Annotated in this window: 25 protein-coding genes and 1 tRNA gene; 8 read left to right on the forward strand and 18 right to left on the reverse strand. The window is 62.9% G+C overall.

Annotation, left to right across the window (positions count from 1 at the left end):
• Nucleotides 1-126 precede the first annotated feature (126 nt).
• Complete coding sequence (gene greA, locus ACOOE2_RS08535; RefSeq protein WP_420382589.1) at nucleotides 127-600, forward strand: transcription elongation factor GreA; 474 nt, start codon at nucleotides 127-129, stop codon at nucleotides 598-600.
• A 118-nt stretch (nucleotides 601-718) separates the two neighbouring features.
• On the opposite strand, the gene ACOOE2_RS08540 is transcribed toward greA, so the two are convergent.
• From ACOOE2_RS08540 to ACOOE2_RS08560, 5 genes are all read right to left on the reverse strand, one after another.
• On the reverse strand, nucleotides 719-940 hold the full coding sequence (locus tag ACOOE2_RS08540) for a DUF4170 domain-containing protein (protein WP_420382590.1): 222 nt from the start codon (nucleotides 938-940) through the stop codon (nucleotides 719-721).
• Between the two features lie 210 nt (nucleotides 941-1,150).
• The gene (locus ACOOE2_RS08545) at nucleotides 1,151-1,705 is read right to left on the reverse strand and encodes a hypothetical protein (protein WP_420382591.1); all 555 of its coding nucleotides are present in this window, start codon (nucleotides 1,703-1,705) and stop codon (nucleotides 1,151-1,153) included.
• A 53-nt stretch (nucleotides 1,706-1,758) separates the two neighbouring features.
• The gene (locus ACOOE2_RS08550; RefSeq protein WP_420382592.1) at nucleotides 1,759-2,070 is read right to left on the reverse strand and encodes a hypothetical protein; all 312 of its coding nucleotides are present in this window, start codon (nucleotides 2,068-2,070) and stop codon (nucleotides 1,759-1,761) included.
• Nucleotides 2,067-2,453 carry a phage holin family protein gene (locus ACOOE2_RS08555; RefSeq protein ID WP_420382593.1) on the reverse strand — a complete coding sequence of 129 codons (387 nt, stop codon included), beginning with the start codon at nucleotides 2,451-2,453 and terminating at the stop codon, nucleotides 2,067-2,069. Before ACOOE2_RS08555 ends, ACOOE2_RS08550 begins: the two co-directional genes overlap by 4 nt.
• 26 nt (nucleotides 2,454-2,479) lie before the next feature.
• On the reverse strand, nucleotides 2,480-3,046 hold the full coding sequence (locus ACOOE2_RS08560) for a hypothetical protein (protein ID WP_420382594.1): 567 nt from the start codon (nucleotides 3,044-3,046) through the stop codon (nucleotides 2,480-2,482).
• 214 nt (nucleotides 3,047-3,260) lie between these two features.
• Here ACOOE2_RS08560 and eno point away from each other — a divergent pair, with 214 nt between their 5' ends.
• On the forward strand, nucleotides 3,261-4,547 hold the full coding sequence (eno, locus tag ACOOE2_RS08565) for a phosphopyruvate hydratase (protein WP_420382595.1): 1,287 nt from the start codon (nucleotides 3,261-3,263) through the stop codon (nucleotides 4,545-4,547).
• Between the two features lie 116 nt (nucleotides 4,548-4,663).
• On the opposite strand, the gene ACOOE2_RS08570 is transcribed toward eno, so the two are convergent.
• From ACOOE2_RS08570 to ACOOE2_RS08585, 4 genes are all read right to left on the reverse strand, one after another.
• Nucleotides 4,664-5,509: an EamA family transporter gene (locus ACOOE2_RS08570; RefSeq protein ID WP_420382596.1), complete on the reverse strand. Its 846-nt coding sequence runs from the start codon at nucleotides 5,507-5,509 to the stop codon at nucleotides 4,664-4,666.
• Nucleotides 5,509-5,928, reverse strand: a complete 420-nt coding sequence (gene ribH, locus ACOOE2_RS08575) for a 6,7-dimethyl-8-ribityllumazine synthase (RefSeq protein WP_420382597.1) — start codon at nucleotides 5,926-5,928, stop codon at nucleotides 5,509-5,511. Before ribH ends, ACOOE2_RS08570 begins: the two co-directional genes overlap by 1 nt.
• 14 nt (nucleotides 5,929-5,942) lie before the next feature.
• A complete protein-coding gene (ribB, locus tag ACOOE2_RS08580) occupies nucleotides 5,943-7,214 on the reverse strand; it encodes a 3,4-dihydroxy-2-butanone-4-phosphate synthase (protein WP_420382598.1) in 1,272 nt (423 codons plus the stop codon).
• 184 nt (nucleotides 7,215-7,398) lie between these two features.
• Nucleotides 7,399-7,743: a hypothetical protein gene (locus tag ACOOE2_RS08585; RefSeq protein WP_420382599.1), complete on the reverse strand. Its 345-nt coding sequence runs from the start codon at nucleotides 7,741-7,743 to the stop codon at nucleotides 7,399-7,401.
• A gap of 430 nt (nucleotides 7,744-8,173) precedes the next feature.
• On the opposite strand from ACOOE2_RS08585, the gene ACOOE2_RS08590 reads away from it, so the two are divergent.
• The 3 genes from ACOOE2_RS08590 to ACOOE2_RS08600 are packed head-to-tail and all read left to right on the forward strand — an operon-like array spanning nucleotide 8,174 to nucleotide 12,017.
• The gene (locus tag ACOOE2_RS08590) at nucleotides 8,174-8,692 is read left to right on the forward strand and encodes a 2Fe-2S iron-sulfur cluster-binding protein (RefSeq protein ID WP_420382600.1); all 519 of its coding nucleotides are present in this window, start codon (nucleotides 8,174-8,176) and stop codon (nucleotides 8,690-8,692) included.
• Nucleotides 8,689-9,675 (forward strand): FAD binding domain-containing protein, encoded by a 987-nt coding sequence (locus tag ACOOE2_RS08595; protein ID WP_420382601.1) that lies wholly within the window; start codon nucleotides 8,689-8,691, stop codon nucleotides 9,673-9,675. Before ACOOE2_RS08590 ends, ACOOE2_RS08595 begins: the two co-directional genes overlap by 4 nt.
• Nucleotides 9,672-12,017, forward strand: a complete 2,346-nt coding sequence (locus tag ACOOE2_RS08600; protein WP_420382602.1) for a xanthine dehydrogenase family protein molybdopterin-binding subunit — start codon at nucleotides 9,672-9,674, stop codon at nucleotides 12,015-12,017. Before ACOOE2_RS08595 ends, ACOOE2_RS08600 begins: the two co-directional genes overlap by 4 nt.
• 68 nt (nucleotides 12,018-12,085) lie before the next feature.
• Here ACOOE2_RS08600 and ACOOE2_RS08605 read toward each other — a convergent pair whose 3' ends face one another.
• Both ACOOE2_RS08605 and ACOOE2_RS08610 read right to left on the reverse strand, forming a co-directional pair.
• Entirely contained in the window at nucleotides 12,086-12,556 is a 471-nt protein-coding gene (locus ACOOE2_RS08605; protein ID WP_420382603.1) for an Lrp/AsnC family transcriptional regulator, read from the reverse strand.
• Complete coding sequence (locus tag ACOOE2_RS08610) at nucleotides 12,556-12,735, reverse strand: hypothetical protein (protein ID WP_420382604.1); 180 nt, start codon at nucleotides 12,733-12,735, stop codon at nucleotides 12,556-12,558. Before ACOOE2_RS08610 ends, ACOOE2_RS08605 begins: the two co-directional genes overlap by 1 nt.
• A 40-nt stretch (nucleotides 12,736-12,775) precedes the next feature.
• Between ACOOE2_RS08610 and ACOOE2_RS08615 the strand changes: the two genes are divergently transcribed.
• From ACOOE2_RS08615 to ACOOE2_RS08625, 3 genes are all read left to right on the forward strand, one after another.
• On the forward strand, nucleotides 12,776-13,114 hold the full coding sequence (locus tag ACOOE2_RS08615; protein WP_420384580.1) for an SDR family oxidoreductase: 339 nt from the start codon (nucleotides 12,776-12,778) through the stop codon (nucleotides 13,112-13,114).
• Nucleotides 13,115-13,200: 86 nt separating this feature from the next.
• Nucleotides 13,201-13,395: a hypothetical protein gene (locus tag ACOOE2_RS08620; protein WP_420382605.1), complete on the forward strand. Its 195-nt coding sequence runs from the start codon at nucleotides 13,201-13,203 to the stop codon at nucleotides 13,393-13,395.
• 62 nt (nucleotides 13,396-13,457) lie between these two features.
• Nucleotides 13,458-14,024, forward strand: a complete 567-nt coding sequence (locus ACOOE2_RS08625; protein ID WP_420382606.1) for a hypothetical protein — start codon at nucleotides 13,458-13,460, stop codon at nucleotides 14,022-14,024.
• Nucleotides 14,025-14,127: 103 nt separating this feature from the next.
• Here the strand turns inward: ACOOE2_RS08625 and ACOOE2_RS08630 are convergent, their stop codons facing one another.
• From ACOOE2_RS08630 to ACOOE2_RS08660, 7 genes are all read right to left on the reverse strand, one after another.
• The gene (locus ACOOE2_RS08630) at nucleotides 14,128-14,667 is read right to left on the reverse strand and encodes a hypothetical protein (protein WP_420382607.1); all 540 of its coding nucleotides are present in this window, start codon (nucleotides 14,665-14,667) and stop codon (nucleotides 14,128-14,130) included.
• 200 nt (nucleotides 14,668-14,867) lie between these two features.
• Nucleotides 14,868-14,943: transfer RNA gene (locus ACOOE2_RS08635), tRNA-Lys, on the reverse strand.
• Between the two features lie 94 nt (nucleotides 14,944-15,037).
• Entirely contained in the window at nucleotides 15,038-16,153 is a 1,116-nt protein-coding gene (rodA, locus tag ACOOE2_RS08640) for a rod shape-determining protein RodA (RefSeq protein WP_420382608.1), read from the reverse strand.
• On the reverse strand, nucleotides 16,153-18,237 hold the full coding sequence (mrdA, locus tag ACOOE2_RS08645; RefSeq protein WP_420382609.1) for a penicillin-binding protein 2: 2,085 nt from the start codon (nucleotides 18,235-18,237) through the stop codon (nucleotides 16,153-16,155). Before mrdA ends, rodA begins: the two co-directional genes overlap by 1 nt.
• Nucleotides 18,237-18,812 carry a rod shape-determining protein MreD gene (mreD, locus tag ACOOE2_RS08650; RefSeq protein ID WP_420382610.1) on the reverse strand — a complete coding sequence of 192 codons (576 nt, stop codon included), beginning with the start codon at nucleotides 18,810-18,812 and terminating at the stop codon, nucleotides 18,237-18,239. Before mreD ends, mrdA begins: the two co-directional genes overlap by 1 nt.
• A gap of 3 nt (nucleotides 18,813-18,815) precedes the next feature.
• Nucleotides 18,816-19,721 carry a rod shape-determining protein MreC gene (gene mreC / locus ACOOE2_RS08655; RefSeq protein WP_420382611.1) on the reverse strand — a complete coding sequence of 302 codons (906 nt, stop codon included), beginning with the start codon at nucleotides 19,719-19,721 and terminating at the stop codon, nucleotides 18,816-18,818.
• Between the two features lie 113 nt (nucleotides 19,722-19,834).
• Entirely contained in the window at nucleotides 19,835-20,881 is a 1,047-nt protein-coding gene (locus ACOOE2_RS08660; protein ID WP_420382612.1) for a rod shape-determining protein, read from the reverse strand.
• Nucleotides 20,882-21,018: the final 137 nt, after the last annotated feature.

The raw sequence follows: 21,018 nt of genomic DNA on the forward strand, positions 1-21,018 counted from the left end.
ACCTAGCTTCACCAGGATCCCCTGACCAAGCGAATACCTGCCCTGCGCCCCATCGGTCGCAGGTCGGGATGGTTTTTTGCCGCGGCGCCACGGTTGCGTCGGGGTGTATGAGAAAAGGATTACGGGATGGCGACTGAAAAGCTGCCGATGCTCCAGGATGGCTATGACAAGCAGCGCCGCGAATTGCAGGCGCTGCGCGAGGAACGGCCGCGCATCGTCGATGCGATCGAGGAAGCACGTGCGCACGGCGATCTTTCGGAAAACGCCGAATATCATGCGGCCAAGGAACGCCAGGGCCAGGTCGAGGCGATGATCGTGGATCTCGAGGACAAGCTGAACCGCGCGCTGATCATCGACCCGACGACGCTGTCGGGCGATCGTATCGTGTTCGGTGCGACGGTGACATTGCTCGACGATGACGACAAACCGGTGCGCTATCAGATCGTCGGCCAAGCCGAAGCCGATGCAAAGATCGGCCGGATCAGCTACAATTCGCCACTCGGCAAGGCGCTGATCGGCCGCAAGGTCGAGGAAGAAGTCGAAGTCACCGTGCCAGCGGGCGACCGGTGCTACGTGGTCGAAAAGATCGAATTCATCTGAATCCTGGTTTATGTCGGCGCCGGTTTATTCAGTCCGACGTGGCAGCCGGGCAATCGGATGCAAACGGCGTATTCGCATAAAAAAGCCACGCAACGGTCGGTTGCGTGGCTTTTTCAATTCAGCCTTCGGGCTCTGACGGATCGAGCAGTCGGTGCAGGTGGACGATCACATAGCGCATTTCGGCATCGTCGACCGTACGTTGCGCCGATGCGCGCCAGGCTTCCTCGGCACTGGCATAGTCGGGAAAGACCCCGACCAGATCGACCGCCTTCAGATCGACAAAGTCCAGGCCCTGCGGATCCTTGACCCGCCCGCCCATCACGAGGTGCATCTTGTTCATGGGTGACTTTCATCGAGATGAGGAAATCAGCCCCTGACAAAAGCGGCTCTTAAATTCAAGTGGGTCGGACGCCTTTGTCGGATAAACAATCGATCTGCTCATCCTTGCCGGCACGAGCAGGAGGCCACGCAAAAAAACGCGGTAAAGGGCCTCTGCCCTTTACCGCGCTCCAGGAAAGTGGACACGTCCACTGCCGATCCGGAAAAACGATCAGTCCTTGATGTATTTGTTCATCCGCGACAGCGCTGTTTCGGCTGAGTCGCGCAACGAATTGATCACGGCATCCGCCAGTCCTGCAGCCTTGCGGCTTGCTTCTGCGCCTTGCTTGCCGGCTTCGTTGTTCAATTGGCTCATATGCTCGTTGAAGCGATCTTCCAGCTTGCCGGCGCCATCCCTGCTGGCCGAGGCAACACGCGCGGCGTAGGCCATCGCGAGGTCGGCGCCGATCGAGGCGAGATGGCTGAGCCGATCCGAAATGACATTGACGTCGGCACTGGCTTTGCGTGCAACGGTATCGGTGCGGGTGGGCAGGCTGCGGGCAAAGGCGCCAGCGAACAGCGCGCCGATGGCAATACCGCCGGCGATCGTCGCAACCGGGTGGTCATGCACGAAATCGCGCGCAGTCTTGGTCGCATTGCTGGCCAGTTCGGTGCTGCGCACGCGCGCGGTTTCGACGCGATCGGCAAGGCTGGGCTCGGTCACGGATTCCACCGTCGATTTGACGGTGTCTGACAGAGTGTCGACGATTTTTTCGGGCTCGGTCATGGGCGTATTCCTTGATCTTGATAGAGAGAAAAGCGGACGGGCTCAGGCAGCGATCAGCGACGCCAGCGCTTCAACGCCCGTCTGGACAAGGAACTCATGCGCCCGGCCAATGTTCCCAGCGGACGCCGGAACACCCAACCAGCAGCGGCAGCCAATGTCAGCCCGACGATGACCCGATTCTCGTTCGCCAGCGCAACGCCCTCTTCGGCCGTTTGCGTGACGGACATCACGACCCGATCCCGCACACGCGCCAGCAGGGACCGTTCGGCAAGGGCCAAACGTACGATCGAAACATCGGTCTTCAAAGTGCTCCGCGCCACGTCGCGCAATTGCCGCGCGGCGAGCACCTCTGCGGCGGTGGTCATGACTTGCCTCCGGATTTGCCAATCAGGACCGCAACCATCTGGCGCCCCCCGCGAATGACGAACCATGCCGAAATTGCAGTCAACAATGCCAGTACGCCCGCCACCACAGCCACCGCCGCCCAGGCGCCAATCATTGGCGCCAGTGCCAGCAGCAGCCCGACGACGATAGCCATCAGCGTGAAGAACAGGAAAAACACCGCCAGCACCAAGGCGATGGCGATGCTTTTGACACGCCCAAGCACGAAGGCCACCGCGGCTTTGATAAAGCCGGCTTCTGCTTCGACCATTGTCTGCGCATCCTCGACCAGCGCGCGCAACACTGCAGGCAGTGTCGGCGGCTGGCCGGGATCGTCGAATTCGGGATTGGGGGTGGACGCGGTCACGTCAGCGCCGATTTCGCGCAACTGGCTCAGGCGTTATCTCCGCCCGAACGGCTGAAAATACGCGCCAGCAGGAAACCGGTCACGGCCGCGATGCCCAGTGCGGTTGCGGGGCTGGTACGAACGAACGCCTTCACGTCATCGCCAAGCTCGGTCAGGTCCTTGTTGGCAAGCCGGTCAGCCGAATTTTCCAAGGCGCCCGCAGCCGAACGCGCATAATTTCCATAAGTAACGCCCAGCTTTTCATCGATCACCGGCGCAGTGTCCGAAATTGCCCGGCTGACCGCAACGATCGCGTCGCTGGTCTTGTCCTTGCCCTGGCGCGCGAGATCGAGCCCCATGTCGCGCGACTGGCTGGCCAGTGCGCTTGCCTGCTCAGCGGCCTTTTTGCGGGCGTTGGCGGCCAGGTCGGCTGCGTCCGAGCGCAGGCTTTCCGCGCTCGCGCGCGCGTCGTCGATGGCTTTTGAAAAGCGCGACTTGATCGCCGCTTCGCCTTCATCGCTCGCCACTTTCGCGGTGTCCTGAACCGCGGCAGCGGCGGCGGCGATCTTTTCGCCGGCGTGGTTGGCGGAATCTTCGAGTTTGGAATCGACCATGGCAAAACTCCTCATGCAGGCGAATGTTATAGGGACCGAATGCCGGCCTCGAGTCAATGTTCCCGCAACGGCAGCCACGGCGGCGCAGTATTGTGCCGAACATCATCGCCGAGGCTCGTTGTAAATCGACGGCAAGCCTTGCCTGTCACAACGTCTCCCGATAGGAGCCGCGCCAAACCCGTCTACCGCGTTTCCGCTTTCAGAAAGGCCGATCATGACCGCGATCATCGACATCCATGCGCGCGAAATCCTCGACAGCCGTGGCAATCCCACTGTCGAAGTCGACATTCTGCTGGAAGACGGCTCGTTCGGCCGCGCTGCCGTGCCATCGGGTGCATCGACCGGCGCGCACGAGGCGGTCGAATTGCGCGACGGGGACAAAAGCCGGTATCTGGGCAAGGGCGTGCTGAAAGCGGTCAGCGCGGTCAACGGTGAAATAACCGAAGTGCTGGTCGGCATCGATGCCGAAGACCAGCGCGAAATCGACCTGGCGATGATCGATCTCGACGGCACCGAAAACAAATCGCGCCTTGGCGCCAATGCCATCCTGGGTGTCAGCCTGGCCGTGGCCAAGGCCGCGGCTGATGCGCGCGGACTGCCTTTGTACAGCTATATCGGCGGCGTTTCCGCGCATGTCCTGCCGGTGCCGATGATGAACATCATCAACGGCGGCGAACACGCGGACAACCCGATCGATTTCCAGGAATTCATGATCATGCCGGTCGGCGCGCCGTCGCTTGCCGAAGCGGTGCGGTGGGGCAGCGAAGTGTTTCACACGCTTAAGAAGGGCCTGTCCGAAAAAGGCCTCGCCACCGCAGTCGGCGATGAAGGCGGCTTTGCCCCCAATCTGTCGAGCACCCGCGACGCGCTCGATTTCATCCTCGCCTCGATCGAAAAGGCCGGGTTCAAGCCGGGTGAAGACATCGCGCTCGCGCTGGATTGCGCCGCGACCGAATTCTACCGCGACGGCAAGTACGAAATCAGCGGCGAGGGTTTGTCGCTGACCGGCGAAGCGTTCGCCGACTACCTCGCCGCGCTGACGCAGGCCTATCCGATCGTGTCGATCGAAGACGGCATGAGCGAGGACGACTTTGCCGGCTGGGCCGCGCTGACATCGAAAATCGGCGACAAGGTGCAGATCGTCGGCGACGACCTGTTCGTGACCAACCCGCGGCGCCTGACGATGGGCATCGAACACGGCCTTGCCAATTCGCTGCTGGTCAAAGTCAACCAGATCGGCACGCTGACCGAGACGCTTGAAGCGGTCAGCATCGCCAACCGCAACGGCTATACCGCCGTGATGTCGCACCGTTCGGGTGAGACCGAAGACGCGACGATCGCCGACCTGGCGGTTGCGACGAACTGCGGCCAGATCAAGACGGGATCGCTGGCGCGCAGTGACCGGCTGGCCAAATACAACCAGCTGATCCGGATCGAGGAAGAACTGGGCAGCACCGCGGTTTATGCAGGGCGCGGCGCGTTCGGGCGGATCAAGATCTAGGGGTTGGGGTAGGGTAGCGCGTACAAACCTACCCTCATACGTCATCCCGGATCAGGTCCGGGATGACGTGTGTGGAGGGTGGGGCGTCTTCGCCCGGAAGGGGATGAGGACGTCCTTCAACTCAAGACGATCAACACAACCGCGCCTAGCGCAATCACCCCGCCGCCGATCGCCCGCGTGCGATTGACATGCTCGCGTAAAAACACCGCAGCGATAACCAGCCCGAACACGATCGATGTTTCGCGCAGGGCCGCCAGCCGGGCGACATTGCCCAGCCGGTATGCGCCCAGCGCCAGGCCATACGACACGATCGACAACGCGCCGGCCGCCAGACCCACACGCCACTGCGTGCGTGCGGCGTCGATAAAATCCTGACCCCGGCGCCAGGCGAAGAAGCCGCCGATGCCGATACCGGTGATCAGGAAATTCCATGCGATATAGCTCAGCGCATTCTCGGTAACGCGCACGCCGCGCGCGTCGATCACGGTGTAGGCGGCGATCGCGGCGCCGGTGCCCAATGCCCAGCCGAGTGCGTGGAGCGGGGGCGCATTGCGCAGCGCGACCATCAGCGTGCCGGCGGTGACGCAGGCGATGCCCAGTGCGATCGGCCAGGTCATCGCGTCGCCCAGCACAAGCACCGAGGCGACGGCGGCGATGACGGGCGCGCTGCCGCGCATGACCGGATAGACCGCGCTCATGTCCGCGACCGAAAAGGCGCGGATCAAACAGAGCAGATAGACCAGATGCGTTGCGGTCGAGGCCAGCAGCCACAGCCAGGCGCCGTGCGGCAAGGGCACAAACAGCGGCAGCGGCATCATGATCAGTGCGCTCGACCCGTCGATCATCGCGCGGCCCGACATCTTGTCGCTGCCGCCGGCCTTGAAAATCGCGTTGACCGTGGCGTGGGCCATGCCCGACCCGATCATCATGGCCCCGGCGATGTGCGCAGGGCCGATCGACATCAGGAGAAGCGCTCTTTCAACGCGTACAGCGCCAGCGCGGCCTTGGCCGCTTCGCCGCCCTTGTCCTTTTGCGCGGGGTCGGCGCGGACCAGCGCCTGCGCTTCGTCCTCGACAGTCAGGATGCCATTGCCGATGGCCAGGCCGTCGATTGTCAGCGCCATGATCCCGCGCGCGCTTTCGCCGGCGACGATTTCGAAATGATAGGTTTCGCCGCGGATCACCACGCCGATCGCGATATAGCCTTCGTAATCACCGCTCTGATCGGCAAGCGCGATCGCGGCGGGGATTTCGAGCGCGCCGGGCACGGTCAACACTTCGGATTTGTGCCCGGCGGCCTTCAGCGCAGCCTTGGCACCCGCGATCAGCTGGTCGTTGAGGTGGTCGTAGAAACGGGCTTCGACAATCAGGAATTTGGCCATGCGCGTGCCCCTTTTTATTCGGCGATGATCGGCTGTTCGCCGACGATATTCAGGCCGTAGCCTTCGATGGCGACGACATTGCGATGCGAATTGGTCAGCAGGATCATGTCGTGCACGCCCAGGTCCGCCAGGATCTGCGCACCGATGCCATAACTGCGCAAGTCCATGTCCATCGCGCCTTTGCCGCTGACTTCGTTGACAAGCTGCTCCGGTTCCGACGGCATCAACAGCACGATGACACCGGCGCCGGCGCGGCCGATTTCACCCATTGCCCGCTGCAGCACGCGCTTGCGCGGGCCGGGCGAACCCAGGACGTCGGCCAGGATCGAGATGGCGTGGACACGCACCAGCGTGGGCGCATCGGGCACGACCGTGCCCTTTTGCAGCACCAGGTGCACGGACCCATCGACCTTGTTGCGATACGTGCGGATCGTCCAGTCGCCGCCGTAATCCGATTGAAACGGCGCAACCGCAACGCATTCGACCAGATTGTCATGGCGGTGGCGATATTCGATCAGATCGCGGATCGTGCCGATTTTCAGGTTGTGACGCCGTGCAAACGGAATCAGGTCGTCCATCCGCGCCATCGTGCCGTCGTCGCGCATGATTTCGCAGATCACGCCCGACGGATTGAGCCCGGCCAGACGCGAAATGTCGACTGCCGCCTCGGTATGCCCGGCGCGCACCAGCGTGCCGCCATCGCGCGCGATCAGCGGGAAGACATGGCCCGGGGTCACGATATCGTCGCGCGTTTTCCCTGAATCGATTGCGACCGCGACGGTACGCGCGCGATCGGCGGCGGAGATGCCGGTCGTCACGCCGTGCAGCGCCTCGATCGAGACGGTGAATGCGGTTTCGTGGCGCGTCCCGTTCTTGCGGCTCATCAGTTCGAGCCCGAGTGCCTCGCAACGCGAACGTGGCAGGGTCAGGCAGATCAGCCCGCGACCGTGCGTCGCCATGAAATTGATCGCATCGGGCGTGGCCATTTGCGCAGGGATGACCAGGTCGCCCTCATTTTCGCGATCCTCGTCATCGACCAGGATGAACATGCGGCCGTTGCGCGCTTCGTCGATGATCTCTTCGATCGGGGCGAGGGCAGGGGTGTCGTCGTTTTCGGTCAGCACGCGTTCGAGCTTGGCCAGCGTTTCGGCGGTAGGGTTCCAGCCGGGCAGCGTGATGTCGCGCAAGGTGTTTGCGTGAAGCCCGGCGGCACGCGCCAGGCCCGAGCGGGACATGCCGCCCTGGGTGATGAGTCGCCGGAAGCGATCGATGAGGTCGTTGGACATGTCCGAGGGCTACGCCACTACGATGTGTATTGCAAGCGAGCGTTACACATTATGATGTGAAAATGCTGCAAAAAGCGCAAAATGCTGCAATGTATGCCGCAGCTTTCACAGACGTTGTGCCCGATTTTAATATCCGGTTGACAAACAATCGGCCAGGTTCAGTCTGTTTGCAGGCAGTCCACAATCAACGATGGACGCCGCTGGAGAGCGATAGTCTGGGGCGATCAGGGACGCGAAACCGCCCTGTGGTCAGGGTATTACCCTTGGCCAACGCCATCTTGTCGATCGGGATCCAGGCGGTGGCTGCGCAGCTGCCGCGTTGCGGTGCCGGGTTCAGAGAGCTTGGGGGGCCGGTCTCGTTACACAGGCCGGTTTGGGAGGAAACGCCGGGGGCCGAAAAGGTCCCCGGCGTTTTTTGCTTTGCGGGTAAAGTCAGCTCGCCGGCCACAATGTCGGAATTGCGCGGCGCCACCATCGACATCGAGTTCGATACCGCCAGCATGAAAGCGCGTGCGCTCGCAAGCTTCATCGAGCAGGTCCTGAGCGATCGCTTTAGCCGGGGGCGATGGCCCAAAGGCGCTACCATAACAATACCGTCGCCCCGGGCTTGACCCGGGGTCCCGCTTCTTCGGCGCGGAGACGCCCGAATTTGCAGGTACCGCGAAAGAAAAGCGGGATCCCGGGTCAAGCCCGGGAAGACGAGAAAAAAACAAAGTTAGCGCCTATGAGCAATAGCCCGCCGCGGCGGTGTCGCCGGCCGTGATCGCACAGCTCACCGGTACCGTTACCATATTCCGCCGTATATGGCGGAACGTATCGGCAGGGTAAGGGTTAGATAGCCTGAGGTTTCCGATCAGAGTCGCGCGAGCCGCTGATCTATCCTAGGATTTTCAGCGGTCCGTCACCGGCTTGTCGCATTCTTGCCCAATGTATCCTCGCCCAAACAAGAGGCTTTTTGCATGTCGCTGACGATCAACGGGTATAGCGCCGAATTGCCGCGCGACCCGCGCGTTTCACTGCTCGATTTCCTGCGCGAGACGATGCACCTGTCGGGCACCAAGAAAGGGTGCAACCAGGGGGCCTGCGGAGCCTGCACAGTGCTGGTCGATGGCGAGCGTATCCTGTCGTGCCTGACGCTGGCGGTGCAGATGGATGGCCGCACGGTCACGACGATCGAGGGCGTGGCCCACGATGGCGTGCTCGATCCGCTGCAAACGGCATTTATCGAACATGACGGGTTTCAGTGCGGCTATTGCACGCCGGGCCAGATCTGCTCGGCGATCGGCATGGCGGCAGAGGCCCGGCGCGGCGCACCCAGCCATGTCAGCGCCGATCTGGGCGGCGATGTCACGCTCACCCGCGAAGAACTGCAGGAGCGGATGAGCGGCAATCTGTGCCGCTGCGGCGCGCACAACGGCATTATCGAGGCGATTGCCCAGGTCTACGCCGATGCGCCGTCGGCACAGGTGCCGGCATGACCCCGTTTGACTACACCCGTGCGGGTGATGTGGGCGAGGCATTGCGGCTGGGTGGAGACCTTGCCGCTGCGTATCTTGGCGGCGGTACCAACCTGATCGATCTGATGCGCGAGGACCTGGCGCACCCGGGTCATCTCGTCGACGTGACCGGGCTGTCGGCCGCGATCGAACAGACCGACGGCGGTGGCCTGATGATCGGCGCGGCAGTGCGCAACAGCGCACTGGCCGAACATCGCGGGATCAGGACGGACTATCCGGTACTGGCGCGTGCGCTTCTGGCCGGCGCATCGGCGCAGATCCGCAATATGGCGACAGTCGGTGGCAATGTCCTGCAACGCACGCGCTGCACGTATTTCTATGATGCCGACGGATCGCGCTGCAACAAGCGTGCGCCGGGATCTGGCTGCGATGCGGTCGATGGATTCAACCGGATTCATGCCATCCTGGGCGCATCGAGCGCCTGCGTTGCGACACACCCTTCGGATATGTGCGTCGCGCTCGCCGCGCTCGATGCCACCGTGCATTTGCAGGGCAGGGACGGCACACGCACGCTGCCGTTTGTTGAATTGCACCGCCTGCCAGGCGATAATCCGGCGTTCGACACCGTGCTGGAACCAGGCGAGCTGATCACTGCGATCGAATTGCCCGCGCCCGCAGCGGGCGCTGTTTCGACCTATCGCAAAGTGCGGGACCGGGCGAGCTATGCCTTTGCCCTGGTCTCGGTCGCGGCGGTGTTGCGTGTCGAAAACGGCATGGTCGGCGATGTCGCGATCGCGCTTGGCGGCGTGGCGCATAAACCGTGGCGTGCGTCAAAGGCCGAGGCGGTGTTGCGCGGTGGTCCAGCCCATGCGGACGCATTTCGCGCGGCTGCAATTGCGGAATTGGCCGACGCCAAACCGTTGCGCGACAACGCCTTCAAGATCGAACTCGTCACCCGGACGCTTGTCGCTGTCCTTGGTGAACTGGCCGGAGCATCCGCATGACCATCATCGATTCGGCCAAGGCGGCGGTCCAGACCGCGATGCAGACGGCCATGACCAAGCTGGTGCCGCTGGCGCCCGACACCTGGATCCCCGGCGGCGTGCCCGATCCGCTGATCCGCCATCAGCACGGCATGATCGGCAAACCGGTCTCGCGGCTCGACGGCGCGTTGAAAGTAAAGGGGGCGGCACGGTTCGCGACCGAATTTCCGCTCGATGACATGGTCTATGCAGCACTCGCCCACGCGACTATCCCGCACGGACGGATCGCCTCGCTGGATACCACGCGCGCGCAGGCCGCATCCGGCGTGATCGCGGTGATGACGCACCAGAATGCCCCGCGCATGAAGCCGCCGGCGATGTTCGGCACATCGCCCACTGCCGCGGGCGCGGCCGATCTGCCGGTGATGCAGGATGATCGCGTGCACTGGAATGGTCAGCCGATCGCGGTTGTCCTGGCCGAAACGCAGGAACAGGCCGATCATGCCGTGTCGATGATCATGGCGAGCTATGCGCGCGAAGATGCCACGACCTCACTGGCCAAGGCCAAGGCCGCGGGTACGCAGCCGGCGATGTTCATGGGCGAGCCCTTGCTCAATGAAACCGGCGATGCCGAGGCCATGCTTGCCGACGCGCCGGTTAAAGTCGATCATCTCTATCGCACGCCGCGCCACAATCACAATGCGATCGAATTGCACGGCGCCACGATCGCCTGGGTTGGCGACGACCTCATCATCCACGACGCGACGCAGTTGGTCACGGCCGAGGCCGCAACGATCGCCGGGGTGTTCGATATCAAACCGGAACAGGTGCGTGTCACATCGCCCTATGTCGGTGGCGGTTTCGGCGGGAAATGCCTGTGGGATCATCAGATCCTGGGCGCGGCGGCGGCAAAGATGGTCGGCCGCCCGGTGCGCATCGCGCTGACCCGCGAAGGCGTCTATCGCGGTGTCGGCGGCCGCACGTTGACCGAACAGCGCGTGGCGATCGGTGCAGATGCCGATGGCCATTTCCGCGCGATCATCCACACCGGCCTGTCGGTGATGACCCCGCACAACGCCATGCCCGAAGCGTTCATCCTGGGCACGCGCTCGGGTTATGCCGCCGACAGTTTCAAGCTGTCGGTCGAAACCGTGACGATGAACATGCTGGCCAACACGTTCATGCGCGCGCCCGGCGAATCCGTCGGCACGTTCGCGCTGGAATCGGCGATCGACGAGCTCGCTGTCGAACTCGGCATCGATCCCATGGAATTGCGCATCCGCAACGAGCCCGACAAGGACCCGACCTCTGGCCTGCCGTTCTCTTCGCGCGACATCGTGCAGGCCTGGCGCGACGGCGCGGAAAAATTTGGCTGGGACAAGCGCGATGCCACCCCCGGCACGCGCCGCGAAGGCGAATGGATGATCGGCATGGGCTGTGCCACCGCGACATACCCCTACCACCGCATGGCCGGCGCCGCAGCGCGCATCACGCTGCGCCGTGATGACACCCACGGCATCGGCGCGCTGATCGAAGTTGCCGCGCATGAAATGGGCATGGGCACCGCGACCACGACCGCGATGGTCGCATCCGAACGGCTGGGCCTGCCGATGGATGCCATCGAGGTGAAATACGGCGATTCGATCATCCCCGGCGCCATTCTTGCCGGCGGATCGCAGCAGACCGCCGCAATCGGCGGCGCAGTCATCGCCGCACACAACGCGCTGGTTGCGCAGTTGCTGAAACTCGCAGGCAACAACTCGCCGCTCGCCGGGCTGTCGCCCGATCAGGTCGGCAGCGAAGGCGGCGGCCTGACCAAACTGGACGACCCATCGGCGCGCGAAACCTACGCTTCGATCTTTGACCGCGCACAATGCGACAGCGTGGTTGCGGCCGAGGCGGCGGCCAAGCCGCTCGAACTGATGCACTGGTCGATGCATTCGCACGGCGCGGTGTTCTGCGAAGTGCGCGTCAACACGGTCACCGCCGAAACCCGCGTCACCCGCATGCTGGGATCGTACGACACCGGCCGCATCCTCAACCCAAAGACCGCGCGCAGCCAGTTCCGCGGCGGCATCATCATGGGCATCGGCATGGCGCTGATGGAAGAAACCCAGTTCGACGAACGCAACGGCCGCATCATGAACCCCAGCCTGGCGGAGTACCACATGCCGGTGCATATGGACGTGCCGGAGATCGATGTGATCTGGACCGATATCGCCGACCCGCATGCGCCAATGGGCGCGCATGGGGTGGGGGAGATCGGGATTACCGGGGTTGCGGCGGCAATCGCGAATGCGATTTACAACGCGACGGGCAAGCGGGTGCGGGATTTGCCGATAACGCTGGACAAGCTGCTTTAGGGTCTGGCGTCAGCCAGCCGCCTTGGCAGCTTGACGAGTGCGAAGCTCCCGATGTGCGGCATTTCCAGTTAGAACTGCGGGTTCAGTTTTGCCATTCGCTCGTTGAAATTGATCGACTTTATCACGATCTCGCTTTCGACGCGCAGCACGCCTGGCAGGACGCAAATCTGCTTGTTCACGAATTCGTCGACGCTTTCCAATTTTTCGAACAGGCTGACGGCGACGATGTTGAAGCGGCCGAGGAACATCAGGACGCTCAGCACTTCGTCCATCGTGGTGATCTGCTGACCAACCGTGCGCGCCATGGCGCTTTCGGTTTTGATACGGATGAACGCCAGGTTGGGCCGGCCTTGCTGGCGATCATCGGTTATGGCGGTGAAGCGCAGCAGGTTTGCGGTCTGCATGCGCTTGATCCGGCTGCGGACGGTGCCTTCGACGAGCCCCAGATGACTGGCGATCGCGCGATTGCTGAGCCTTGCATTCCTTCCGAGCAAGTCGAGAATACGGCGATCGAGGTCATCGATTTTGGCCTCGGCCATTATTTTGACCCGCCATCGAAATGATAGCTCAAAATGTCGGTGGCGATCCCGACATGGATGCCGGCGACGCCTGCGATCCCTTCGAGATGCCCGATCACCCGGCTCGACACTTCACCAAAATCCTGCGCCGCAATCAGGATTTCCAGCTGATACGCGCCCGTCACATGATGGATGGCCATGACTTAAAGGAAGGCGGCGAAATCGGCTGCGACATCATCGATCGATCGGCCTTGTACGTCGACGGGCGCGGCAAGCGCCGCGTATCTCCGCTTCAAGGCGGATCATCCCGAAATGGCGGCGAGCATGGACGCGGCCAATCCCATGGGCCGGATCGGCGATGTCGATGCGGATATCGCGCCGGTCGTGCTGTTCCTGGCCAGCGATGAAAGCCGTTACATAACCAGCAACACGCTTTTCGACGGCGGGCCATATCAACGGGGTCGCCTGGGCGCCCGAGCCGCAGGGGGCCTGAACAGTGGGCCAGGGATGCAACCCTGTCCCGACCATCGCCACCGCGCTTCTGCAATAGAAAACGCGTATTTTATGTTGTTTAAGTGAACGCATTCGTATAATAAAATGTATAGTTTAGCCTTTAATGCGCAAAAATAGGGGGATAACCGCCACTTTGGGGGAGTATTCGCGACATGGAAAAGCGTTACGACGTTCCCGACGGCGAGGGCGGCACGACCTGGCGCTTCACCAGGCCGCCGGCACCGATGCGTCTGACCATGGTCAACGGCGTCGTGACGTTCGACGGCAAGGCCTTCACAGGCGCCATGCCCGGGCATTACCTTGCGCCACGCGCAGTGGCCGTGCCGGCACTCGAAGCCGCCGAATAACGCAAAAAAGGGCGGCGGCTCCCGGGATCGTCGCCTCTTTTGCTTTCGTAAGGAGACAGGTCTTGCCCGATCCAAAGGCATCTGAAATCACCGCCCCCGCCATCGGCCCGATGGCGGGTTTTGCGATATTGGTTGCATTGGTACCGCTTATCGCCGGTTACATCGCGCTCGGCGTCATGGCGGACAGGTTTTTGCCTGTCAGGATCAACGTATCCGAATACCTTTTTACCGGCTTTCTGTTTTCGCTGTACTGGGGCGGCATCAAGCAGATGGCTCCCACCCAGTTTTGCCCGGCGATGGCGGGATCACTCGGCGGGATCGGCACCGCCTATCTGTCATTTGCGCTACCCCCGGTGCTTGGACCCGCCGGGTCGGTCATCGCGCTCTTTGTGATCGCGCTGTCGGTCTATCTGCTGATCCGCAACAAGTGCACATCGCTGATCAACAACGCGTTCATGCTGCTGCTGACAGTCGGCACGTGCAAGGCATTCGAGCGCAATACGGACTATATTGCAGGCGCTTTCACCATCGTCCTGGCGGCCGCCTATATGCAGGCTCTGATGTTGATCGCGGGCAAGGTTGCGACCCTGCGCGCCGCAAGGGCGCCGATCGCGGTATCTGCCGAATAACATGTAGGAAATGGTGGACGCACTTTGGCTCGAACCAAGGGCCCGCTGTTCAAGAGTTCGTGTCGAAACGAACCTAACTATCCCGAACTACCCCTTTGAGGCGTCAAAAAGCCCGTTGGTTGGGATCTACCTTTTGACACTCTCCAGCGAAAGAGCCGACCTTGCCGTCTAACGCGACCGAACCGGCGCGCCGATCAAGGCGCAAATTCGGATGATTGGCATAGTTAATCGCGACCTTGCCGGTAATGTCGGTTTCATTGATCACGAGGTCATGAACTTCGAACCATCCGCCATCGCCACCATGCAGCGGCGGGAGAAACCGGCGTGGCACGCGCACCTTTGCCGTACTGCCCGTTATGTTGATGTCCATCTGCTCACCAAATTGCGATAGCTGCTGGTTTGCACCTACAGCATACGCGGACCGGCCGTGCGATCCGAAGGCAAAAGCGCTGCCAAATGTGTTGACCTTGTGCTCGCCTGCGCCCCGGCAAATCAACTGCAAGGCAAATGCGCCAGCGTCGGGCGAAGGCTGGACTTGCGCTTGGGCGGGCGAGACTTCGGGCTGTGGCAGCGCAATCGCTTGAGCCTGCGCCATCGATCCAGTCAGGCAGCCAATGACGGCCAGCGCCTCGAATGTTCTCATTATGCAGTATCCCCCATAGGCCTCGGCTTGTAGCGATATAGCGGGCGATGGCTCAATGCACGCGCGTTGTTTTGCGGCGAGCCGATGGGCCGATATGGAGTGCCATAGCCGCGAAACTGATCCGCGTGCTTGCTATGTGATTGCTAGTGATGCAAGCCGCGCACGTGGGGGGCTAAATCATCGCCTAAGTAATTGAAAAATGGTGGACGCACTTGGGCTCGAACCAAGGACCCGCTGATTAAGAGTCAGCTGCTCTGCCAACTGAGCTATGCGTCCGTATCCGCCGGCGGGGCAATGCCGCTGGGGAAGGGCTCCCTTAGCGATTTTTGCTGCGCTGCCAAGCCTTAATCTTGGCAACCCTTGCAATTTCCTATTCCAGCCCTCGGGGCGCGCGGCGCGACCAGCGGTCTACCGCCATGATCGTGCCGATACAGATCATGTTGGTCATCATCGAGGATCCGCCGTGGCTGAGGAAGGGCAGGGGGATGCCCACCACAGGCGCGAGGCCCATGACCATCATCATGTTGATGCACACATAGAAAAAGATCGTGGTGACCATGCCGGCGGCGAGCAGGCGGGAGAAGCGGTCGGGCGCGCGCATCGCCACTCTCAATCCCCAGCCGAGCACCATGGCGAAGACGGCGAGCACGAACAGGCCGCCGATCATGCCCCATTCTTCGGCCATCGTGGCAAACACGAAATCGGTGTGTGCCTCGGGCAGGTAGTCGAGGTGGCTTTGCGATCCGTTGCCAAAGCCCTTGCCGAAGATGCCGCCCGACCCGATCGCGATCTTCGATTGGGTGATGTGGTAGCCGGCGCCCAGCGGATCGCTTTCGGGATTGAGGAAGATCAGCACCCGCTTGCGCTGATAATCGTGCATCACGAAAAAGAACATGACCGGTGCCGCGATCGCGGCGGCCAGGCCGCCGCCGACAAACAGCCAGAGCGGCAGGCCGGCGATGAACATCATCACCAGCGCGCCAAAGCTGATCGCCAGCGCCGTGCCGAGGTCGGGTTGCAGCATCACCAGCCCCGCCGGGATCGCCAGAATCACGATTGCCGGTAAAATCGCGCGCAGGCCCTTGACCTCGTTCATCGGCAGCATCGCGTAGAACCACGCCAACACCAGCACGATACCCGGTTTCATCAGCTCCGACGGTTGCAGCGTCATGAATCCCAGGTTGAGCCAGCGCTGGCTGCCCCCGCCGATCCGCCCGATCAGTTCGACCAGCACCAGCAACCCGCACAGCAGGACATAGCCGGGCAGGGCAAAGCGTTTGAACCAGTCCTGCGGCGCGCGCGCGAGCAGCATCGCCATGACCAGAAACCCGAAATAGCGGATGACATGCATCGCCGCCCACGGCTGAAACCGGCCACCGGCGGCGGAATACAGCACGGTGCCGCCAAACAGCGTCAGCGCGGTCAGCGGCAGGATCACCTGCCACGGCTGGCGCGCGATCGCCTGGGGGATATAGGCGTTGGGCATTATTGCGCGTTCGGCTCTGGCGTGGTGGTCACCTTGGGCGCGGGCTCGATATTCACGAGCGGCGCCTCGGGCTCTGGCGCGGGGCTGGCGGCGTCGGTTTGCGGGGTCGCGGGTTCGTCGTCATGCGCGGGCACGTTGGCCTGGTCTTCGGCGGCATCGTCGCTGGGCGCGGCAGGCGCGGCGGCGCCGTATTTTGCGGCATAGCTGGCGTATTCCTTGGTCATGCGCTCCTGCATCGTGCCGCCCCATTGCTTCTCGTAATCGGCCAGCACGGCCATCGCCTTGCCCTGATCGAACAGGTACGTCATCACATCGCGCGCGATCGGATAGGCCGAGCCCGATCCCCCGCCATGTTCCACCGCGACCGCCAGGGCATAGCGCGGCTTGTCGAACGGGGCAAAGCAGATGAAATGACCATGATCGCGGCGCTTCCACTGGCCGCCCTTGCCGTTGCCCATGTTCAGGCCGACGACTTGCGCGGTGCCGGTCTTGCCCGCCATCTGCACGCCGGGGATCGGGATGCGCGCCTTGCCCGCGGTGCCGCGCCCGTTGACGACTTCGTTCATCGCGTTGTGGATCAAGTCGAGGTGGTCCTGCTTGAACCCCATCGAGGGCGCCTGTGGCGCATGGCGATCGAGCATGACGCGCGGAAACAGTTTCAGCCCCGAGGCGAGGCGCGAAACATATGTCGCCTGCTGCAACGGATTGACCAGCATGTAACCCTGGCCGATCGTCGCGTTGACGGTGTCATACACCGCCCATTCCTTGTGATATTTGCGCATTTTCCACGCGGGATCGGGCACGGTGCCGAACGATTGCCCGGGATAGGGCATCGGAAATTCCGAACCGAGCCCCATGCGGCGCATCATCGCGGCGATCGTGTCCATGCCGATCTGTTGCGCAAAGTGATAGAAATACACGTCGCAAGACTGATAGATGCCCTTGAGCATATTCGTCGCGCCGTGGCCGTGGTGGTTCCAGCAATGGAACACCCGGTTGCCAACACGCAGGCCGCCGGCGCAATTCACCGAGGCCTCGGGATCGAGCCCGGCCTCCAGAAACGACAGCGCGACCATCGGCTTGACCGTCGATCCGGGCGGATACAGCCCGCGCAGGACCTTGTTGCGTAGCGGCACATGGTCGTTTTCCGACAGCATTTTCCACTCGATGCGGCCGATACCGTCGGAAAACGAATTGGGATCGTAACACGGCATCGACACCATCGCGAGCACGTCGCCCGTCCGGCAGTCCATCACCACGACCGATCCGCTTTCCAGCCCCATGCGCCGCGCCGCATATTCCTGCAGGCCCGCATGCACGGTCAATTGCACCGGGGCACCCGGCACGTCTTCGCGCGTGCCTAGATCGCGCACCACTCGCCCGCTGGCGGTTGCCTCGACCCGCCGTGCCCCGGGCACGCCGCGCAGTTTCACATCGAATGTCTTTTCGAGCGCATCCTTGCCGATCTTGAAGCCGGGCGTGATCAGCAGCGGGTTATGTTCGCGCACATAATCGTCGGCCGACGCCGGCCCGACATAGCCGACCAGATGGCCGACCGCCGCGCCCGAGGGATAAAACCTGGAAAACCCGCGCTGCGGCACGACGCCGGGCAGTTCGGGCAGACGCACGCTGACCGCAGCGAATTTGTCCCATTCCAGCTTGCTGGCCACTTCGACGGGCTGAAACCCGTGCGATTTGCCGATCTTGTCCTTGATATCGGCAACATGGTCGGGAGTCAGATCGAGCAGGCTCTGCAGCGTGGCCAGGGTCGCATCGGGATTGGCGATGCGGTCGGGGATCAGATCGACGCGGAAATCGGCGCGGTTCGATGCGATCGCCACGCCGTTGCGATCGAGCACCCAGCCGCGCCGGGGCGGGATCAGCGACAGATTGACGCGGTTGCTTTCGGACGCGGCGGCGTATTTCGCGTTTTGCGTCACCGCCAGATAGGCCAGCCGCCCGCCGAGCAACAGCCCGACACCGCCTTGCACAGCGCCCAGCAGGAATGTGCGCCGTTCGAACGTCTGCGTCAGCCGCGCGGCGGTCATCGGCAATTTGCCGGGGTTTGGTGGCCTGGACGCCATTACAGCCTCCGGATCGGGACGAGCCGCACGCGGTCGAGCAGCGCGACCAGGCGGTTGACCACCGGAAACGACACGATCGATATCAGCAATTGCGGACCGATCGTCAGCGGCAGCGGATAGCGCGCGGCAATGCCGGCAATGCCCGATGCCAGCAGCACATACAGCGCCATCAGCACGATCGCAGCCAGCCAGTCCTGCATGAAACTGCGCCACAGGAACCGTTCGTCGACCAGGTCCATCGCCAGCATCGCCAGCGACCACAGGACGATGGCAGAGCCGAACGGCTGCCCGCTATACAGATCGTCCCACGCGCCCAGCGGCAGCCCGGCCCAGATCGGCAGAAAACCGGGGCGCAACATGCGCCACGCCAGCAGCGCCATGAACGCGATTGGCGGCATCACCGGGGCAGAGGCGATGATCGGTGAAAACGTCAGGGTCGAGGCCAGCATGATCGACACCCACGGCAGGCCGGTGGCCAGCCACGGCATCGGCGCGCGGTTGATCGGGCGGTTCGGCGTGGCATCGCGGCCCGTGGCGAGCGCGGTCGATGCAGTGCTGGTGGAACTCAGCGCCACGGTTCAGTTGTCGTCCTTTGGCGGGGGCCCGGCGGCTTTGACCGCGTCGGCCATCGCAGCCACCGCAGGCGCCTGATAAACCGGCAGCACGAACACATAATCGGTCGCGGCGGGATCGGCGGCCAGGCGCCCTTCGGCGCCATCGCGTCGCGTCTGCGACACGACCGCGACCGGAACGCCCGGGGGATAGATGCCGCCCGATCCCGACGTGACGAACACGTCGCCGGGGTGCAGCGGATTGTTGCCCAGCGACAGCAGGCGGATCGCGATCTTGCCATTGGCGGTCCCTTGCACAAAGCCGGGCAGGCCATCGCCGGCGCGGCGGACCGGCACGACATTGCTGGCATCGCTGACCAGCAGGATGCGCGCGGTATCGCGGCTGGTTTCGACGACGCGGCCGATCAGGCCGGCTGCGCCGCGTACCGGCTGCCCCGCGCGCACGCCATGGGCATCGCCCGCATCGATCACGGCATACCGCCGCGCGCTGGCCGCGGTCGATCCGATCAGGCGTGCGGCGCTGACCGGCGGGGCGGCGGGGTCGACGATATGCAGCAGCGCTTTGAGCCGGCGGTTTTCATCGGCCGTCGCGCGCGCGCTGACGGCGGCGGCGCGTGCGCCGGCGATTTCGTGGATGAGTTCGAGATTCTGGTGCCCGGTTTCAAACCAGGCCTCGATCGCGGATACCAGCCCGGCGCCTGATCGGCGGGTGGCGGTCGAGGCTTCGCCCGCGGGCGCGGAGATCTCGCTGGCCGCGCCGCGCAGGAACCCGAACGCAGCAGGATTGAGCAGCGAGATGCCAAGCGCGATCAGCCCGATGATCACGCCGCCGACGGCGATCACATAAGCGGTGAATATCCCGTACTGCGCCCTGCGCGAATAGCCCGGGCGCAAATCTCGCGACCGCGCCATAAAACCGAATTCCTTTCCAACCGCGCCCAGTGTGCAGGATTATGCCAGATGTCACTGACCCTGGCACCAGCCACGATGAAACTGTCGTGAACGGCCCAGATATGGGCGCGCGTTTATGCCGTCATCAACACGCCGCGATAGATCGGATCTTCCATCGCACGACCGGTGCCCAGCGCGACACAGCTCAGCGGATCTTCGGCGACGGTCACAGGCAACCCGGTTTCATTGGCCAGATGCTCGTCAAGCCCCTGGATCAGTGCGCCGCCACCCGTGAGCACGATGCCCTGGTCGACGATATCCGCCGCGAGTTCGGGAGCGGTGTTTTCCAGCGCGATGCGCACGCCTTCGACGATCGCGCCGATCGGCTCCGACAGCGCTTCGGCGACATTGGCCTGGCTGATCGTGATTTCCTTGGGCACGCCGTTGACCAGATCGCGGCCCTTGATGTGGATGATTTCACCCACGCCATCGGCGGGCATCGTGGCGATGCCGTATTCCTTCTTGATGCGCTCGGCCGTGGCTTCACCGATCAGCAGGTTGTGATGGCGGCGCACGTAGGACACGATCGATTCGTCCATCTTGTCCCCGCCGACGCGCACCGACGTGGTATAGGCCAGACCGCGCAGTGACAGCACCGCGACTTCGGTCGTGCCACCACCGATATCGACGACCATCGAACCGATCGGCTCGGTCACCGGCATATCGGCGCCGATTGCGGCGGCCATCGGCTCCAGGATCAGGAACACCTGGCTGGCGCCGGCGTTGCTGGCGGCGTCGCGGATCGCGCGGCGTTCGACAGAGGTCGATCCCGATGGCACGCAGATCACGATCTCGGGATAGCGCAGCACGCTTTTCTTGCCGTGAACTTTCTGAATGAAATGCTTGATCATCGCTTCGGCAACCTCGATGTCGGCAATCACGCCGTCACGCAATGGGCGGATCGCCTCGATATTGTCCGGCGTCTTGCCCATCATCATCTTCGCGTCGTCGCCGACGGCCTTGACGCGCTTGATCCCGTTGATGGTTTCGATCGCGACCACCGATGGTTCGTTGAGCACGATCCCGCGATCCTGGACATAGACCAGCGTGTTGGCCGTGCCGAGGTCGATCGCGATGTTCTGGGAACCGAATTTGAAGAATCGAGAAAACAGCGATGCCATTAGAAAATCCGTCGAATCAAGAGGTTGTTCGTGGGGATTGGCATGGTGCGAAATGCCAATCGCAACTATGATGCAATGCGAAGCCTGGGCATTAGCGCAGTGTCATGGCAAAACCCAACCAATTATGACGCGCAAAC

This window comes from Novosphingobium sp. (assembly GCF_965214355.1).
Lineage (GTDB): Bacteria > Pseudomonadota > Alphaproteobacteria > Sphingomonadales > Sphingomonadaceae > Novosphingobium.

Excerpts from the sequence above, each read along its gene's own strand:
- mrdA (WP_420382609.1), bottom strand. The coding sequence starts at position 18,237 with ATGGCGTCCAGGCCACCAAACCCCGGCAAATTGCCGATGACCGCCGCG.
- ACOOE2_RS08600 (WP_420382602.1), top strand. The coding sequence starts at position 9,672 with ATGACCATCATCGATTCGGCCAAGGCGGCGGTCCAGACCGCGATGCAG.
- ACOOE2_RS08585 (WP_420382599.1), bottom strand. The coding sequence starts at position 7,743 with ATGAAGCTTGCGAGCGCACGCGCTTTCATGCTGGCGGTATCGAACTCG.
- ACOOE2_RS08595 (WP_420382601.1), top strand. The coding sequence starts at position 8,689 with ATGACCCCGTTTGACTACACCCGTGCGGGTGATGTGGGCGAGGCATTG.
- ACOOE2_RS08550 (WP_420382592.1), bottom strand. The coding sequence starts at position 2,070 with ATGACCACCGCCGCAGAGGTGCTCGCCGCGCGGCAATTGCGCGACGTG.
- ACOOE2_RS08560 (WP_420382594.1), bottom strand. The coding sequence starts at position 3,046 with ATGGTCGATTCCAAACTCGAAGATTCCGCCAACCACGCCGGCGAAAAG.
- ribH (WP_420382597.1), bottom strand. The coding sequence starts at position 5,928 with ATGGCCAAATTCCTGATTGTCGAAGCCCGTTTCTACGACCACCTCAAC.
- ACOOE2_RS08660 (WP_420382612.1), bottom strand. The coding sequence starts at position 20,881 with ATGGCATCGCTGTTTTCTCGATTCTTCAAATTCGGTTCCCAGAACATC.
- ACOOE2_RS08605 (WP_420382603.1), bottom strand. The coding sequence starts at position 12,556 with ATGGCCGAGGCCAAAATCGATGACCTCGATCGCCGTATTCTCGACTTG.
- greA (WP_420382589.1), top strand. The coding sequence starts at position 127 with ATGGCGACTGAAAAGCTGCCGATGCTCCAGGATGGCTATGACAAGCAG.
- mreC (WP_420382611.1), bottom strand. The coding sequence starts at position 19,721 with ATGGCGCGGTCGCGAGATTTGCGCCCGGGCTATTCGCGCAGGGCGCAG.
- ACOOE2_RS08630 (WP_420382607.1), bottom strand. The coding sequence starts at position 14,667 with ATGAGAACATTCGAGGCGCTGGCCGTCATTGGCTGCCTGACTGGATCG.
- ribB (WP_420382598.1), bottom strand. The coding sequence starts at position 7,214 with ATGTCCAACGACCTCATCGATCGCTTCCGGCGACTCATCACCCAGGGC.
- ACOOE2_RS08620 (WP_420382605.1), top strand. The coding sequence starts at position 13,201 with ATGGAAAAGCGTTACGACGTTCCCGACGGCGAGGGCGGCACGACCTGG.
- ACOOE2_RS08540 (WP_420382590.1), bottom strand. The coding sequence starts at position 940 with ATGAACAAGATGCACCTCGTGATGGGCGGGCGGGTCAAGGATCCGCAG.
- ACOOE2_RS08570 (WP_420382596.1), bottom strand. The coding sequence starts at position 5,509 with ATGTCGATCGGCCCTGCGCACATCGCCGGGGCCATGATGATCGGGTCG.
- eno (WP_420382595.1), top strand. The coding sequence starts at position 3,261 with ATGACCGCGATCATCGACATCCATGCGCGCGAAATCCTCGACAGCCGT.
- ACOOE2_RS08545 (WP_420382591.1), bottom strand. The coding sequence starts at position 1,705 with ATGACCGAGCCCGAAAAAATCGTCGACACTCTGTCAGACACCGTCAAA.
- ACOOE2_RS08610 (WP_420382604.1), bottom strand. The coding sequence starts at position 12,735 with ATGGCCATCCATCATGTGACGGGCGCGTATCAGCTGGAAATCCTGATT.
- rodA (WP_420382608.1), bottom strand. The coding sequence starts at position 16,153 with ATGCCCAACGCCTATATCCCCCAGGCGATCGCGCGCCAGCCGTGGCAG.
- ACOOE2_RS08590 (WP_420382600.1), top strand. The coding sequence starts at position 8,174 with ATGTCGCTGACGATCAACGGGTATAGCGCCGAATTGCCGCGCGACCCG.